The organism is Candidatus Krumholzibacteriia bacterium (genome assembly GCA_035649275.1).
GTDB lineage: Bacteria > Krumholzibacteriota > Krumholzibacteriia.
Genome location: DASRJW010000117.1, coordinates 23,784 through 38,577 on the forward strand (window position 1 = coordinate 23,784; position 14,794 = coordinate 38,577).

The following is a 14,794-nucleotide window of genomic DNA, read 5'->3' on the forward strand; positions in this document are numbered from 1 at the left end:
CCCCTCCCGCGGGTCAGTAGACCTGAGTGAAGGTCAAGGTGATGCCGATGCTGGTCGCCCCGAGCTCTTCCGGCAGGGGCGGCAGCGGCGACGAGACTTCGATGGCCCGGCGTGCTTCGATGTCGTAGCGGAAGTGGTTCGACAAGCCCGCCGGCTCCAGCTGCGTCACTTCCCCACTCGACTCGATGCGGAAATGGAAGACCGCCCGCATCTCGCCGCTCCGCCCCACCGCGGCCGGGGGTCGCCAGTTCGCCGCGATCTTATCGCGCAGTTGCACCAGATACCACGGCGCATTCGCGCCCAACACCCCACCCTCGACCCCGATGCCCGTGCCGCTCCCGGCCCCGGTGGCACCGCCGGTGGGCGTGTCGCTCGCGCCCCCCGGTCCTGCCGCGGCGGCGCTGGCGGGCTTCTTCTTCTCCGTTTTCGGCTTCTCCGCCGACTTGGGTGCATCGGTCTCCTCCGGCCGGAGCGAGGGCACGTCGTCTTTCGGCGGCGGCAGCAAGCCTTCGCGGCTCGGCTCCTTGACGATGTTTTTCTCCGGCTGCGGCTTCTTCTGTTCCACCGGCTCGGGTGCCTCGGGCTGCACCGGCAGCGGCTGTGGCTGGTGCGCCGCCGCGGGTTCGGGCTTCACCTCTCCCGGTCCGGTCCCCGACGGGGGCAGCACGATGTTCACGCCCTCGACGAACAGACGCGGAGAGCCGATCCCCGAGGCGAAGACGAGAGCGCCCAGGAGCGTCGTGTGCCCCAGCGCGGAGATCCAGTACGGCCGGCGCATGGCATGGCTGCGCGCGCTCACTGCTCAAACCAATCCTCTCGGCCCGACTCGGTCATGAGACCGATGTCCCGGACGCCGGCGTGGCGGATTTCCGCCATGACGGTGACGATGGTGCCATAAGGTACCTTGCGGTCCGCCTTGAGATACACCGGGCGCGTCGCACCGTGCAGCTGCGCCTGCAACGCCTCCCGCATCTCCGCCAACCCGGGGACCACCTGATCGCCCACGGCGAGACGCTTGTCCACCGACAGCGTCACCACCAGCGGATCCTGCCGCTGCTCCAGTCCTGGCGTGTCGGCCTTGGGCAGGTTGACGTCGAATCCGGCCTTCAAGTACTGCGACGTCATCATGAAGATGATGAGCAGCACCAGAAGGACGTCCACGAACGCCGTGATGTTGATCTCGCTCATCGAGCGCATGGCGCGGCGCCGGCCCCAGCCCGTGCCGGACACGCCGCTTTCGACTCCGTGCATCATGACGGCACCTGCTGCGTCCGTACCTCCCGCTCCAGGAGGTCGACGATGGAGATGGCGAAGCTCTGCATTTCACCCTCCACCCGGCGCAGGCGGTTGGTGAGCATGTTGTAGAACACCAGCGCCGGAATGGCCGTGCCCAGTCCGCCGATGGTGGCGATGAGCGCCTCGGCGATGCCCGGGGCCACCACGTCCAGGGAGGCCGAACCGGCCTGGCCGATGTTGACGAAGGAGACCATGATGCCCCAGCAGGTGCCGAGCAGGCCAAGGAAGGGACTCACCGTCGTCGTCGTGGAGAGAACCACGAGGTTCTTCTCCATGAGGTTGAGCGCGTCCAGTCCGGCCTTTTCGCTGGCGCGCTGGAAATCGGAGATCAGGTATTCCCGCCCGGAGACGTCGCGGCCGAAGCGCTGCAAGACCTTCTGCGTCTCCCGGATGATCCCCATCAGGGGCCCGGCGAAGCCCGGGGTCATGAGCTCCGAGAGGTCGTGGATCGAACGCATCCGTCCCACGGATTTACGGATGTCCCGGGCCTGCGCTTCCACCCGTCGGAAGAGGCTCCACTTGTCGAGGGCAACGCCCCAGCTGATGACGGAGAGCAGGAGGAGGAGCAGCAGGATGGATTTGGCGAAGAGCCCGGCCTCGAGGACGAGGCGTACATAGGTGTTGTCCAGGGCCAACAAGGCAAGAACCGGCGACGTATGGGCCGCGAAGTCCACGTCCACTCCTCCCGATCCACCCCTCGGAGCGCGGCGACAGCGGCATCGCGCACTCCCGCCTTCGCGAGACGCGCGACGCTACCATCGACCCCCGACCCTGTCAAACCCGTAGTGGCTCTCGCAGGTTCCGCCTAGAACGCCGCAAGATACGTTCCGTCATCCACTTCCGCCCCGCAGGGACGGGCCGAGTCTGGAGACCGGGCCATTCTCCCGAAGCCGACCGTCCGGCGCAAGGCCCGAGCGCACACCGGTCACGCCACACGCCGACCGCTGCCGTGGCCGCTCGCGGCACAGCTCCCCGCGCGTGGCGAGGGCACGCCGGTGCAATTGCTCCTGCCGGATGCGGATGCTATGGTCACCGCCGCCCCGCGCCGGCCGGAGGCCCCGTGCTCGACATCCGCACCATCCGCGCTCATCCCGATGCCGTGCGCCAAGCGGCAGAGCTGAAGCGCATCCCTCTCGACTTGGACCGCATCCTGGCGCTGGACGTCGAGCGCCGCCGGCTCATTCAGAGCGCCGACGAGCTCAAGGCCCGGCAGAACCGCACCTCCAAGCAGATCGCCACCTTGCAAGGCGAGGAACGGGAGCGACGCATCAAGGAGATGCAGGAGCTCGTCGCCAGCATCAAGCGCATGAGCGAGGAGATGAAGACCGTCGACACCGAGCTCGAGGCGCTCTTGCTTCTCGTCCCCAACCTCCCCGCCGCCGACGTTCCCCCTGGGGAGAGCGAGGCGGACAACGTCGAGATCCGCCGCTGGGGCACGCCCCGGCAGTTCGATTTCGAGTTCAAGGATCACGTGCAGCTGGGTCTCGAGCTCGGGCTGGTCGATTTCGAGCGCGCCGCCAAGATGGCCGGCTCGCGCACCTACTTCCTGCGCGGCACCGGCGCCCTCCTCGAGCTCGCGGTCCTCCGCTTCGCCCTGGATCACATCGTCGCCAAGGGCTTCGTGCCCATGCTCGTGCCGCATCTCGTCCGCCCCATGGCGATGATCGGCACCGCCTACTACCCGGGCGGCGAGGAGCAGGCCTATCAGGTCGAACGCGACGGTCTCTCGCTCATCGGCACCTCGGAGGTGCCGATCACCTCCTACCATGCCTCGGAGATCCTGGAGCAGACCGAGTTGCCCAAGCTCTATGCCGGTTGGTCGGTCTGCTTCCGACGCGAGGCCGGCACCTACGGCAAGGACACGCGCGGTCTGTTCCGCATCCACCAGTTCCAGAAAATCGAGCAGGTGGTGATCTGCCGGAACGACGAGGAGGAGTCCATGCGCTGGCACCAGGCCATCCTGCGCAACTCCGAAGAGATCTTGCAGAGCCTCGATCTCCCCTACCGGGTGGTCAATGTCTGCGGCGGAGATCTCGGGCGGCCGCAGGTGCAGAAGTTCGATCTAGAGACCTGGATGCCGTCGCGCCGGGCCTACGCGGAAACCCACAGCGCTTCGCGCTTCCACGACTTCCAAGCCCGCCGGCTCGACCTGCGCTACCGTGACAGCGACGGTCGGGTGCAGTACTGCCACACCTTGAACAACACGGTGCTGGCCTCGCCGCGCATCCTCATCGCCATCCTGGAGAACAACCAGAGGGACGACGGCAGCGTCGTGGTGCCGCCGGTGCTGCGCGCTTATCTGGGTGGCTTGGAGCTCCTGGAAAAGCCGCGCTAGCGCCGCTTCCGTCTCACTGCGGCTTGGTGGGAGCCGGGGTTTCCGGGGCAGTCTCCGCGTCCTGCTTGTAGCGCCGGGCGTGGACGAACTCGAGCACCTTGGCGAAGCGGTCGGCGGGGATGTAGCCCGGGAGGTTGGCGATCTTCTGGCCGTCGGGCATGAGGAAGGAAGTCATGGGGAACTGGCGCACGCCAAACTCCTCCGCCAGCTCGCGTCCCGACATCTCCTTGTCGCGGACGGGAAACTTGCGCGCCGACTCGGCGTTGACCTTGGCGATGAGGAAGTGTTCCTTCAGGAGCTCGACCACGGCAGGATCGGTGTAGGTCTTGCTGTCCATGACTTTGCACCAGCCGCACCAGGCGGTGTAGAAGTCGATGAGGACGTGTTTGTCTTCCTTCTTCGCCCGTTCCAGCGCTTCACCGTAGGGGATCCATTCGACCTGGGGCTTCTTGGCTTCCTCCGCAGGAGGTGTGGCCGGGTCGGCCGCGACGAGGCTGGCCAGAGCCGCGAGCAGGAGACCGGAGCCGAGGCGCGGGAGGGAGGCTGCACGCATTCTCTTGTTTCCTCCAGGGTCGTGTCGCCGCAGCCGCGGTGCAAGCGGAACGCCAGTATATCACACACCGGAAGGTCGTCCGGAGTTCCAGGAAAAGGTGTACTAGGGTCTCAAGCGTTCTGGGCCTCAGCCAGCGCTTGCAACAACTGCGCGTGGAGGGTGCCGTTGCTCGCCACCACGTCGCCTTGCCAGAGGAAGTCGGTGCCACCTCGCGGATCGGTGAGCGAACCTCCGGCTTCTTGCACCATCAGAGCCCCTGCCGCCAGATCCCAAGGCCCGAGTCGGAATTCCCAGAAGCCATCGAAACGTCCCGCGGCCACCCAGGCGAGATCGAGGGAGGCGGCGCCGGTGCGACGCAGACCGCGACAGCGCCGGGCCAGATGCGACCACTCGCGCAGGTTGTTGTGCGGCTCGGTGCGGATGTCATAGGGAAAGCCGCTGCAGAGGAGAGCATCCTGCAGGGCGGCGCGCCTGGAGACCGCCAGGCGCTGCGAGCCGCGCCAGGCGCCGGCGCCGCGAGCGCACCAATAGAGTTCGCCGAGGCAGGGCGCGTAGATCATGCCGCGATCGAGGCTGCCGTCGCGGACGCGCGCCACCGAGATGGTGAACAGCGGCACGCCGTGAACGAAGTTGGTGGTTCCGTCCAGAGGATCCACCAGCCAGAGAGGACCGCGGGCGGCGCGGCGGGCGCCGGCATCTTCCTCCGCCAGGATCGCTTCGCCCGGGAACTCGCGGCGCAAGCCTGCTTCGAGCAGCGCCTGGGATTCGCGGTCGAGAGGGGTGACCAGATCGATGGCGGTGGCCTTGCGCTCCACCGCGTCCTCGCCCAGGCGTTCGAAGGACGCCGCCAAATGCTCCCCCGCCTGGCGCACCACGGCCTCGAGGCGCTCCCGCCAGGGAGCCTCGCTCACAACGTCACCGCCCGGGTGAGACGGCCGTCGATCGCGATGTGTCCCGCCTGCCCCGCAGCGGCAGCGACGATCCGGCCGATGACGGCGCGCTCCGGGGTGCGGGCGCGCGCCAAGGCCGCCACCAGAGCCTCCGCCTCCGACTCGGGCACGGCCGCCAAGAGACCGCCAGAGGTCTGCGCATCCGCGAGCACCTGGCGCTCCGCTTCCGCCAGGCCGCCGAAGTCCACTTGCGAGCGGACGGCTTCGAGGTTGGCGCGACTGCCACCGGGCACGCAGCCGCGCCCGGCGAGTTCCAACACTTCGGTGACGAAGGGAATCGCGCCGGCGTCGAGCCGAGCCCCTACGCCGCTGCCGCGCAACATGGAGTGGAGATGTCCGAGGAGACCGTAGCCGGTGACGTCGGTGCAGGCGTGCACCGTGAACCCCTGCAGTGCCGCGGCAGCATCGCGGTTCAGCATCGCCATGAGGGCCACGATGGCGGCCTCGCGTTCCGGGGGCAGGAGATCCCGCATGAGCGCGGTGGTGAAGATCCCCGTCCCCAGCGGCTTGGTGAGGACGAGCACGTCACCGGGACGCGCCCCGACGTTGCGCAGGATGCGATCGCGTCGCACCCGGCCGGTGGCGACGAGGCCATACTTGGGTTCCGGGTCGTCGATGGAATGGCCGCCGACGATGGCGATGCCGGCCTCGCGCACCTTGTCGGCGCCGCCGCGCAGGATGTCGCCGAGGATACGGAAGGGCAGCTTCTGCGCCGGGAAAGCCACGATGTTGAGGGCGAAGAGCGGCTCGGCGCCCATGGCGTACAGATCGGAGAGCGCGTTCGCCGCCGCCACTTGCCCGAAGTGATAGGGATCGTCGACGAGAGGCGTGAAGAAATCCACCGTCTGCACGAGGGCCTGCTCACCGTCCCAGGCGAAGACGGCGGCATCGTCGCCGGTGGATGTGCCGACGAGGACGCGAGGATCGGTGATCTCCGGAAGCGCGCGCAGGACCTGCGCCAGGTCTTCCGGGTGCAGCTTGCAAGCTCAGCCGGCGCCGTGACTGAGAGCGGTCAAACGCACGGTTTCCATACTGACCTCCAACGCTTGCCGCCACCGCGGCGCGTCTGTGCGCCATGCTAGCGAAGGTGCGCCGGCGCCGCAACGCCGGCCACGTTGACGCCTCCGGGGGCCGCCGTTATCCTGCGTGCATGCGTCTCTCGGATCGCAAGATCGACTCGCTGGCCGACAAGATCCTGCACTGGCTGCAGGACAACCAGGACGTGCAGTGTCTCGCCGGCCCCGAGGTGCTGCGCACGGCCATCGTCGAGGAATTCCGCGAGGAGAAGGAGCTCGAGCGCCGCCTCGACGAAGAGGTGGACCGCATCATGACGCAGAACGAGACGCGCATGCGTCACGAGGGTATCGACAACTGGGTGATGCGCAAGAAGATCCGCCAGCAGCTGGCGCGCGAGCGGGGCATCGTGCTCTGACGAAGGGGTGGAAGCGTGCGGTTGACCGCCGAGAAGATGGCGCACCTGGCGCAGCGCCTGGTGGATCGCCTCTGGGGCGACGACCTCATCGACTTCAAGATGCAGGAGCGGGACCTGCGCCACCAGATCGCGCAGCTGCTGGAGGAAGATCTGCGCATCGAGGACGAGATCGCCAACGAGGCGATCGAGCGCATCCAGAGCTACAAGCGCGACATCCCCTACGGCTCCGACGAGTGGCGCATTCTCTACGACCGTTTCTTCGGCGAGATCGCCACCCGCCGCGGCTACACCCTCTAAAAGCCGCATCACCTGAGCGCCGCAGGACCCGCCACGTCACCGCGTCGACCCGGCGCCAGCGCAGGGCGTCGAGGCTGCGGCGCGCGGCGCTGCCCGGCGGGCGCTACGGAACGCTCACCGGCGGGACGTCGTCCCAGGCCGGGACCAGGAGGCGGGCGGCGGCCCCCTGCTGGGAGACCCAGATCTCGCTCCGCATCCCGTGCGCGCCTCGATGGTGGCGGAGAAAGGCGCTGCCGCCCCCTGGACCGGCCACGGCGGCGCTCTCCTCGCCGTCGCCGGGACGGCGCACGGTTCGCGTCGCCGCCCCTGCCGTCGCCAAGCTGACGAGGGGCGTGGCGCGCGCCGGTTCCGCCTGCACCCGGAACAGCTGCCCCACCGCATCGGCCCACAGACACTGGGTGCGGTCCAGCCAGTGCACGCCGCTCTGCTGCCGGCCGTCCGGGCGTGCCGGACGGGGCAGGAACGACTCGCTCAACCGCGTCGCCTGCGCCAAGTCGGAAAGCCAGAGCGTGACGACCTGGCTGCCGCCTTTCGCGTCCAGTTCCTCGTAGAGCCCGACGACGACGAGGCTCGAATCGCTGTTCACCGCCAGGGCATTCGGCAGGCAGCGGTCGACCACGACATCCACCCGCTCCGGTGCGGCGAGGACGAAACGGAAAGCCGCGCTGGCGCTCGGACGCTCCAGGCAAAGACGCTGTCCGCTCCGGCGCTCCACGCAGGTGCTGCGCACGAAGCTGCCGCTGGACAGCGCGAAGGGTTGGGCCACGTTGTGTTCGTCCCACCAGCGCAACGCTTCGGCGCCGGCGAACACCCCCGGGAACCGTTCCAGTCCTGCCTCGGTCCGCCGCCAGAAAGCGTGCTCGCCGCTGTCGCGCTGGATCGTCCACAGCAGCAGCGCCCCGCGCTCGTCGTTGCCGAGGGCGCGAAGGAAGGTGCGGGACACCGCCGGCAGGAAGGCAAGGGGCCGGAGCTTCGGCGCCTGCAGGTCCAGGTCGTAGACACCGAAGTCGTCGCGGCAGAGCACCCGCCGGCTCACCGGGCTCCAGCTCGCGTCGCGCACGCGCGGCTCGAGGCTGGTGACCACACCACTTTGAAGGTCCACCTGCAGGAGCTGCGCCGCGCTGCTATCCCCGGCGGTGAAGCGGAGCGCCGTGCCCTCGGCGTTCCACTCCAAGGCGGCGAAGGTGCAGTCTGCGGCTCCGGCGGGAGAACGGGCGGCGGCGAGCGCCAGGGCCAGGCTCACCACGAGCGCGGCAGCACGCCGCGCCAGTGCTCGAGCTGCAACCGGCCGGCGCGACGCTCGTGGTCGATGGCGATGAGATCGATCCGCACCTGCTCCGCCCAAGGGTGGCGCGCCAGCAGGGCTTGCGCGGCGCGGAGAAGACGCTGTTCCTGCCGGCGCGAGAGTGCGTCCCGCGCCGGAACGAGGCCGTCGGTCCGCAGCTTCACCTCCACCAGGACGAGACAGCGCCCCTCGCGCCCGAGCAAGTCGATTTCCACCTCGGCGTGCCGGACGTTGCGCTGCAGCACCGCGCAACCTTGCAGCTCCAGGTAGCAGGCGGCGATCTCCTCGCCCTGTCGGCCCGGCGAAAGCATCCTCCCTCTCCCCCGCAAGAGCGGCGTGGCGCCACGAGCAAAGCGCTCGCCGTGTTCTTGCCCTGTCCGAGAGGAGGAGCACGCCGGGCACCGTCGCCTCCGTTCACACTGGGTGTCCGCGCCGGGATGGGGCTTCTGCCCAGGGGAAGGTGCCCTGACGGGCCTGCAGGGCTTCTGCTGCGAGGAAACCACAGAAGCCGCGCCGGTGCACCGGTGACAAGCCGAGCTGGCGCAACGCCTGCACGTGCGCTTCCGTCGCGTAGCCCTTGTGTTGCGCGAAGCCGTAGCCTGGGTAGCGCTGGTCGAGCCGGCGCATCGCGCGATCCCGGGCACACTTGGCGAGCACCGACGCGGCGGCGACGGCGAGCGAGGTGCTGTCGCCGCGCACGAGAGTGCGAAGGCGCGTGCTCCAGCCCGCGGGCAAGCGGGGCTCGCGATTGCCATCCACGAGCACGGTCCAGGGTTGCACCGAGAGCGCCGCGAGGGCGCGGGCCTGGGCCCGCAGCATGGCATTCAGGATATTGAGGCGATCGATGCAGCGCGGCGACACCCGCGCCAGGGCAAAGGCGATGGCGCCGGCACGGATGGCGCTTTCGCACCGCCGCCGCGCCGCCGCCGTCATCTGTTTGGAATCGTAGAGTTCGGGAAGGTCGAAGCTGGCGGGGAGGATGACCGCAGCCGCCACCACGGGACCGGCGAGGGGGCCCACACCCGCTTCGTCCACGCCCGCCAACCGGCCCTGCTCCCACGCCGTGGGGTCCACGTCGTGGTCGAAGGCCTGCAAGCGCTGGAAGCGCCGCTGGCGCGCCAGGACCCCAGCCTCCACACCCGCCCCCTGCGTCGCGCCGCCGCTCGGGACGGCGGCCTACTCGCTCTCCTCGCGCTGCTCCCGGATACGGGCTGCTTTGCCCTTGCGACCGCGCAGGTAGTACAAGCGTGCCCGGCGCACTTTGCCGCGGCGCACCACGCGCACCTCGGCGATGTTGGGCGAGTGCAGCGGGAAGACGCGCTCGACGCCGATCCCGGCGCTCACCTTGCGCACCGTGAAGGTGGCGCGGTTGCGCGTGTTCGCTTTCTGGATGACGACGCCCTGGAAGGGCTGCAAGCGTTCCTTGTTGCCCTCCACGACCTTGACCTGCACGCGCACCGTGTCACCCACCTCGAAGGCCGGAGTGGCTTCCTTCATCTGCTTGGCCTCGAGGGCCTCGACGATCTTCATCCTCGGTTCCTCCACTCAAGTCTGCGGCGTCTTCTCTCCGGGCGCGCCGTCTTGCTTCGCCGTGCCGCCTTCGCTTCCTGAACCTTCTTGCAGGTCGGGCCGGCGCTCGCGGGTGCGCGCCGTCGCCTCATCCCGTCGCCAGGCCTCGATGCGCGCATGGTGCCCCGAGAGCAGGACCTCGGGGACCTGCAGACCGCGGTATTCGGCGGGCCGCGTATAGTAGGCGCAATCGAGCCCGCCGTTCCAGCCCGGGCTGAAGGAATCGCTCGCCGCCGACTCCTCGTCCCCCATGGCCCCGGGGAGCAGGCGCACCATGGCGTCGATCACCACCAGGCAGGCGGGCTCGCCCCCCGAGAGGACGTAGTCCCCCACCGAGAGCTCCTCGGTCACCACCAGATGGCGGACGCGCTCGTCCATTCCCTTGTAACGGCCGCAGACGAAGACGACTTCGGGCAGCTGCGCCAGCGCCGCCGCCTTCGACTGGGTCAGCGTGGGCCCTTGGGGCGAGAGCAGGAGCACCGGCAGCTGCCGCGGGTTCCCTGGGCCGGTGAGGTTTTCCACCGCCTCCACCAGCGGCTCCGGACGCAGGATCATCCCCGGGCCGCCGCCGTAGGCGTAATCGTCCACGCTCTTGTGCCGGTCGCGGCTCCAGTCGCGCGGGTTGGCGAAGCGGAACTGCACCAGTCCTTGGGCCCGGGCGCGGTGGATCAGGCCCGCCCCCAAGGGCGAGGTGAAGAAGTCAGGGAACAAGGTGACGATGGAGATCCGCATGCCTACAGCTCCAGGAGACCCGGCACGGGCTCGATGCGCAGGATCCGGCGCTCCAGGTCGAGCTCGCGCACGAAGGCCGGCACATCGGGAACGAGATACTCCCGCGTCTCGCTGCGCACCACGAAGACCGGATGGGCCGGCAGATGCAGGATCGCTTCCACCCGTCCGAGGATGGAATCGTCCGGCAGGCGCACTTCGAAGCCGAGCCGCTGGAAGTTCCGCGGCTCCGCCGGCGGCGGCACGTCCATGCCCTCAGCATCGATGGCGAGCACCGCCCCCACCAGATCCTCCGCTTCCTCGCGCCGCGTCACCCCGGCGAGACGCAGCGCCCGCATGCCGGCGCTGTGGGTGCGCGCCCCTTCGAGTTGCACCGGCCGGCGCTCCTCCCCGCGGACCAGATGGAGCTTGGCGCTGTCCAGGGCCGCGGCCCAGAAGTCTTCGCTCTCCTGCAGCTTCAGTTCCCCTGTGAGCCCCAAGGGCTTCACCAGCGTGCCGAGAACGATTTCCACCGCCATCACTCCTTGATCTCCAGCACGGCCTTGCAGCCGCGGCGCTGCGCCGCCGCCGACAGCAGCAAACGCAGGGCATGCGCGGTCCGCCCGTGCTTGCCGATGACCTTGCCCAGGTCGGCGGGAGCCACGGAGAGCTCGAACACGACCGCGCCCTCGGTGCGGCGCTCGTGCACTTGCACCGCCGCTGGATCGTCCACCAGCGTGCGGGCGACGAACTCCAGGAGCCTTTGCATCAGGATGCCGCAGCCGCCTGCGCCTTGCTCTTGGCCTTCTTCGACAGGCGCGGTTTGCGCTTCTTCTCGGTCCGGGTGGCGAGGCGGGCGCCGACACGCTGCGTCGCCTCTTCCGCGCTCAGCCCCTGGCGCAGGAGCTGCCACTTCTCCAGGACGCCGCCGCGCTGCAGGAGACGCCGCACCGTGGCCGAGGGCTCGGCCCCCCGTTCGAGCCATTGGAGCAGGCGCGCCTCGTCGAGCTGCGTCTTGGCCGGGGTGCGCAGCGGATCGTAGTACCCCAGCTCTTGGATGAAGCGGCCGTCGCGCTGCTTGCGGCTGTCGATGGCCACGAGACGATAGAAGGGCCGATTGGTTCCGCCCATCCGTTTCAAGCGGAGCTTGACCGACAAAGAGAACCTCCATTCCATGCGCCGCCCGAGGCGGCTCTAGTGACGCTTGCGCTTGCTGCCGTAGCGCCGCCGCGCCGGACCGGCCGCCACACTGCGGGCGGCAGTGCGCACGGCCTGGCGTGGATTCGCCGTCATGCTCTTCATCATGCGTTGCATCTGCTCGAACTGCGTCAACAACTGATTCACTTCCTGCACGCTGGTGCCGCTCCCCCGGGCGATGCGCCGGCGCCGCGAACCGTCGATGAGCCGCGGGCTGCGCCGCTCCGCCGGGGTCATGGAGTGCACGATTCCCTGCACCCGATGCAGCTGGCGCGCTTCGATCTGCTGCCGTGCCTGGGCCAGGGCCGCCGCCGGAACGCCAGGAAGGAGACCCAGGACCTTGTCCAGCGGCCCCATCTTGCGCATCGCCTGCAGCTGCTCCAGGAAATCTTCCAGCGTCAGCTTCTCTCGGCGCAGCTTGCGTTCCAGCTGCTGCGCCTGTTCCTCGTCGTAAACCTCTTGCGCCTTCTCCACCAGGGTGAGCACGTCACCCATGCCGAGGATGCGCTGCGCCATCCGTTCCGGATGGAAGGTCTCCAGATCCTCCAGGCCCTCACCGACGCCGACGAGCTTGATGGGTTTGCCGAGCACCGTGCGCAGCGACAGCGCCGCGCCGCCGCGGGCGTCGCCGTCGAGCTTGGTCAGCGCCACCCCGGTGAGGGCCAGGCGGCGGTCGAACTCCTGCGCCACCCGCAGCGCTTCCTGCCCGGTCATGGCATCGAGGACGAGGAGCGTTTCCTGCGGCGGCACCGCAGCGCGCACCGCTTCGAGCTCGTGCATCAGCGCGTCGTCCACGTGCAGGCGGCCGGCGCTGTCGACGATGAGCACGTCGCGCAGCTGCTCGCGGGCGGCCCGTCGCGCCTGGCGGGCGATCTCGGGCACATCGCTCAGCTCGGGGCGGGAAAAGACCGGGATCCCCGCTTGCTGGCCGAGCATCTCCAGCTGCGCCGCTGCCGCGGGACGATAGACGTCGGCAGCTGCGAGGAGCGGCTTGTGCCCGCGCCGCAGCAGCAGCGCCCCGAGCTTGGCCGCCAGCGTCGTCTTTCCCGAACCCTGCAGACCCACGAGCAGCAGCACCGCCGGCGGCGGTCCGGAGAGCAGCAGATCCTCGGTGCGGCCGCCGAGGAGGGCCACCAGCTCCTCGTGCACGATCTTGATCAGCAGCTGTCCCGGCTGCAGGCTGCGGAGCACCTCCTGACCGAGGGCTTTTTCCTGCACCCGGGTGACGAAGTCCCGCGCCACCTGCAGCTGCACGTCCGCCTCGAGGAGCGCGGTGCGCACTTCGCGCAGGCTCTCGGCGATGTTCGTCTCGCTGAGGAGCGCCTCGCCGCGCCAGCGGCGGAAGACGCCATCCAGACGTTGACTCAGGACCTCGAACACGAGTGCCTCGGATTGGTGTGCAGGTCGGACTCGAGCGGCCGCAAACGCTTCAGGGTAGCGGCGCCCGCAGGCAGGTTCAAGCGGAAAGTCCGCTCCCGGCGGCGCGGAGCGCCTCGATGCGCGCCCCGTAGGGCGGCCGGCGGAAGATGGCGGTCCCGGCCACGAGGACGTCCACACCGGCCCGGCGCGCCAGGATCGCGGTCTCTGCATCGATGCCGCCATCCATCTCGACGGCGAAAGCCAGGCCGCGCTCACGGCGCCAGCGCACCGCCTCTTCTACCTTGGACAGGACTTCCGGGCGGAAGGCCTGGCCGCCGTGGCCGGGCTGCACGCTCATCACCAGGAGCAGGTCGATGCTGGCGAGGTGAGCGGTGAAAGGAGCGAGCGGGGTGGCGGGATTGAGTGCCAGACCCACCCGCGCGCCGCTCCGGCGCACTGCTTCCAGCGTGCCACCCACGTCCGCCGCCGCTTCGGCGTGCACGGTGATGCCGTCGCAACCAGCGGCGCGGAAGGCCTCCACGTAGCGCCCAGGTTCTTGGACCATGAGGTGGGCGTCGAGGTAGAGCCGTGTCATCTGGCGCAGGCCGCGGATGACCACGGGGCCGATAGTGATGTTGTCGACGAACTGTCCGTCCATCACGTCCAGATGCAGGAGGTCGGCGCCGGCCGCTTCGACCGCGGCAACCTCTGCGTCGATGCGGCTCCAGTCGGCGGCGAGGAGCGACGGCGCCACAGCGGGGGTGTCAGTCGGGTGTGGACGCCACGAGGTCAATCGATTCTCCCCGCATGATGAGCGCACCCGCCGCCGGGAAGTGCTCCAGCACCGTACCAGGATAGGCTCCGGCCTTGCTGCGATAGGTGACCCGGCCGACGCGGAAGCCCTGGGCTTCGATCTGCTTGCGCGCTTCCTCCAAGGAACGCCCGCCGAAGTCCGGGACGAGAAATGGCTCCGGGTGACCGCTGGTGGCGACGACGAGATCCACCTTGCCACCGCTCGTCACCGGCTCGCCGGGGCGTGGGCGCATCGCCTGCACCACCTGGCCCTCGGCGTCCGCATCCTGGCGGGCGTAGACCTTGGAGATGCGGCCGACGCTGAGATGGGCGTTCTCGAGCTGCAAGGTGGCTTGCCGCAGCGACAAGCCGCGCACGTCGGGGAGGCTCACCTGCTCGGTGCCGAGGCTCACGTGCACGCGGAGCGTGCGCCCCGGTTTCACCACGCCACCGGCGGCGGGGATCTGCACCAGCACTTGATTGTTGGGGACACCGTCAGCGTGGCGCCGATCCTCCACGCGGAGTTGCAAACCGAGCTTGGTGCAGACAGCTTGCGCTTCCTCGAGACCGAGCCCGACCAATTCGGGGACGGTGACCATGGCGCCGTGCTGGACGAAGCGCGGCATGACGATGGTGTTGAAAACGAGGACACCCAGGGCGAAAGCACCGGCCAGAGCGGCGAGCAAAATCAGGAAACGGCGCATGCACACTCCTCAGGGAGCGCGGCGCCAACGGGCGACGAAACCGCCGTCCACGCCGTGACGCTGCGGCAACAGATACAGAATCCCCGGACCGGAACGCAACTCCGGCGCCGCCGGCCCCGACTCGAGGGCGAACTCCGGATGCTGCGCGCTGAAAGCGCTGGCCACGGCCTCGGTCTCCTCCGGTTCGAAGCTGCAGACGCTATAGACCAGGAGTCCGCCCGGACGCACGTGGACCGCCGCGGCTTCGAGGAGCTCGGCCTGGAGCGCCGCGAGCCGGGCCGGATCGCCGGGCTGCTTGCGCCAGCGCGCGTCGGGCC

General features: G+C 69.2%; 18 protein-coding genes and 2 pseudogenes. 2 read left to right on the plus strand and 18 right to left on the minus strand.

Annotation, left to right across the window (positions count from 1 at the left end; all coding sequences use genetic code 11):
* Positions 1-13: 13 nt before the first annotated feature.
* The 3 genes from VFE28_12470 to VFE28_12480 are packed head-to-tail and all read right to left on the minus strand — an operon-like array spanning position 14 to position 1,970.
* Entirely contained in the window at positions 14-799 is a 786-nt protein-coding gene (locus VFE28_12470; protein HZM16808.1) for a TonB C-terminal domain-containing protein, read from the minus strand.
* Positions 796-1,254, minus strand: coding sequence for an ExbD/TolR family protein (locus VFE28_12475; protein HZM16809.1), 459 nt, complete (start codon positions 1,252-1,254; stop codon positions 796-798). Before VFE28_12475 ends, VFE28_12470 begins: the two co-directional genes overlap by 4 nt.
* The gene (locus VFE28_12480) at positions 1,251-1,970 is read right to left on the minus strand and encodes a MotA/TolQ/ExbB proton channel family protein (protein HZM16810.1); all 720 of its coding nucleotides are present in this window, start codon (positions 1,968-1,970) and stop codon (positions 1,251-1,253) included. The genes VFE28_12475 and VFE28_12480 overlap by 4 nt, the downstream gene beginning before the upstream one ends.
* 386 nt (positions 1,971-2,356) lie before the next feature.
* Between VFE28_12480 and serS the strand changes: the two genes are divergently transcribed.
* Positions 2,357-3,631, plus strand: coding sequence for a serine--tRNA ligase (gene serS, locus VFE28_12485; protein HZM16811.1), 1,275 nt, complete (start codon positions 2,357-2,359; stop codon positions 3,629-3,631).
* Positions 3,632-3,644: 13 nt separating this feature from the next.
* Here the strand turns inward: serS and VFE28_12490 are convergent, their stop codons facing one another.
* The 3 genes from VFE28_12490 to selD all read right to left on the minus strand — a co-directional run bounded on the left by VFE28_12490 (position 3,645) and on the right by selD (position 6,177).
* Positions 3,645-4,184, minus strand: a complete 540-nt coding sequence (locus tag VFE28_12490) for a DUF255 domain-containing protein (protein HZM16812.1) — start codon at positions 4,182-4,184, stop codon at positions 3,645-3,647.
* A gap of 110 nt (positions 4,185-4,294) precedes the next feature.
* Positions 4,295-5,095, minus strand: a complete 801-nt coding sequence (locus tag VFE28_12495; GenBank protein HZM16813.1) for an inositol monophosphatase family protein — start codon at positions 5,093-5,095, stop codon at positions 4,295-4,297.
* Positions 5,092-6,177 (minus strand): selenide, water dikinase SelD, encoded by a 1,086-nt coding sequence (gene selD, locus VFE28_12500; GenBank protein ID HZM16814.1) that lies wholly within the window; start codon positions 6,175-6,177, stop codon positions 5,092-5,094. The genes VFE28_12495 and selD overlap by 4 nt, the downstream gene beginning before the upstream one ends.
* Before the next feature lie 107 nt (positions 6,178-6,284).
* On the opposite strand from selD, the pseudogene VFE28_12505 reads away from it, so the two are divergent.
* Positions 6,285-6,863: pseudogene (locus VFE28_12505) on the plus strand (DUF507 family protein).
* Between the two features lie 103 nt (positions 6,864-6,966).
* Here VFE28_12505 and VFE28_12510 read toward each other — a convergent pair.
* From VFE28_12510 to VFE28_12565, 12 genes and pseudogenes are all read right to left on the minus strand, one after another.
* Positions 6,967-8,106, minus strand: coding sequence for a hypothetical protein (locus VFE28_12510; protein HZM16815.1), 1,140 nt, complete (start codon positions 8,104-8,106; stop codon positions 6,967-6,969).
* Positions 8,103-8,459: a YraN family protein gene (locus VFE28_12515; protein HZM16816.1), complete on the minus strand. Its 357-nt coding sequence runs from the start codon at positions 8,457-8,459 to the stop codon at positions 8,103-8,105. The genes VFE28_12510 and VFE28_12515 overlap by 4 nt, the downstream gene beginning before the upstream one ends.
* Before the next feature lie 103 nt (positions 8,460-8,562).
* The gene (locus VFE28_12520) at positions 8,563-9,285 is read right to left on the minus strand and encodes a ribonuclease HII (protein ID HZM16817.1); all 723 of its coding nucleotides are present in this window, start codon (positions 9,283-9,285) and stop codon (positions 8,563-8,565) included.
* A 39-nt stretch (positions 9,286-9,324) separates the two neighbouring features.
* On the minus strand, positions 9,325-9,678 hold the full coding sequence (rplS, locus tag VFE28_12525) for a 50S ribosomal protein L19 (protein ID HZM16818.1): 354 nt from the start codon (positions 9,676-9,678) through the stop codon (positions 9,325-9,327).
* Positions 9,679-9,693: 15 nt separating this feature from the next.
* Positions 9,694-10,449 carry a tRNA (guanosine(37)-N1)-methyltransferase TrmD gene (trmD, locus tag VFE28_12530; protein HZM16819.1) on the minus strand — a complete coding sequence of 252 codons (756 nt, stop codon included), beginning with the start codon at positions 10,447-10,449 and terminating at the stop codon, positions 9,694-9,696.
* Positions 10,450-10,451: 2 nt separating this feature from the next.
* On the minus strand, positions 10,452-10,964 hold the full coding sequence (gene rimM / locus VFE28_12535) for a ribosome maturation factor RimM (protein ID HZM16820.1): 513 nt from the start codon (positions 10,962-10,964) through the stop codon (positions 10,452-10,454).
* Positions 10,964-11,194: a KH domain-containing protein gene (locus VFE28_12540; GenBank protein ID HZM16821.1), complete on the minus strand. Its 231-nt coding sequence runs from the start codon at positions 11,192-11,194 to the stop codon at positions 10,964-10,966. Before VFE28_12540 ends, rimM begins: the two co-directional genes overlap by 1 nt.
* A 122-nt stretch (positions 11,195-11,316) precedes the next feature.
* A pseudogene (rpsP, locus tag VFE28_12545) lies at positions 11,317-11,583 on the minus strand (30S ribosomal protein S16).
* A 36-nt stretch (positions 11,584-11,619) separates the two neighbouring features.
* Entirely contained in the window at positions 11,620-13,002 is a 1,383-nt protein-coding gene (gene ffh / locus VFE28_12550) for a signal recognition particle protein (protein HZM16822.1), read from the minus strand.
* 76 nt (positions 13,003-13,078) lie between these two features.
* Positions 13,079-13,774, minus strand: a complete 696-nt coding sequence (gene rpe, locus VFE28_12555) for a ribulose-phosphate 3-epimerase (GenBank protein ID HZM16823.1) — start codon at positions 13,772-13,774, stop codon at positions 13,079-13,081.
* Positions 13,746-14,477: a PASTA domain-containing protein gene (locus tag VFE28_12560; protein ID HZM16824.1), complete on the minus strand. Its 732-nt coding sequence runs from the start codon at positions 14,475-14,477 to the stop codon at positions 13,746-13,748. Before VFE28_12560 ends, rpe begins: the two co-directional genes overlap by 29 nt.
* 9 nt (positions 14,478-14,486) lie before the next feature.
* A partial coding sequence (locus tag VFE28_12565; GenBank protein ID HZM16825.1) for a hypothetical protein occupies positions 14,487-14,794 on the minus strand: 308 nt, incomplete at its 5' end.

What these genes read in the sequence shown, in the direction of transcription:
- VFE28_12475 (HZM16809.1), bottom strand. Translation starts at nt 1,254, where the DNA reads ATGATGCACGGAGTCGAAAGCGGCGTGTCCGGCACGGGCTGGGGCCGG.
- VFE28_12490 (HZM16812.1), bottom strand. Translation starts at nt 4,184, where the DNA reads ATGCGTGCAGCCTCCCTCCCGCGCCTCGGCTCCGGTCTCCTGCTCGCG.
- VFE28_12515 (HZM16816.1), bottom strand. Translation starts at nt 8,459, where the DNA reads ATGCTTTCGCCGGGCCGACAGGGCGAGGAGATCGCCGCCTGCTACCTG.
- rplS (HZM16818.1), bottom strand. Translation starts at nt 9,678, where the DNA reads ATGAAGATCGTCGAGGCCCTCGAGGCCAAGCAGATGAAGGAAGCCACT.
- trmD (HZM16819.1), bottom strand. Translation starts at nt 10,449, where the DNA reads ATGCGGATCTCCATCGTCACCTTGTTCCCTGACTTCTTCACCTCGCCC.
- rimM (HZM16820.1), bottom strand. Translation starts at nt 10,964, where the DNA reads ATGGCGGTGGAAATCGTTCTCGGCACGCTGGTGAAGCCCTTGGGGCTC.
- VFE28_12540 (HZM16821.1), bottom strand. Translation starts at nt 11,194, where the DNA reads ATGCAAAGGCTCCTGGAGTTCGTCGCCCGCACGCTGGTGGACGATCCA.
- VFE28_12560 (HZM16824.1), bottom strand. Translation starts at nt 14,477, where the DNA reads ATGCGCCGTTTCCTGATTTTGCTCGCCGCTCTGGCCGGTGCTTTCGCC.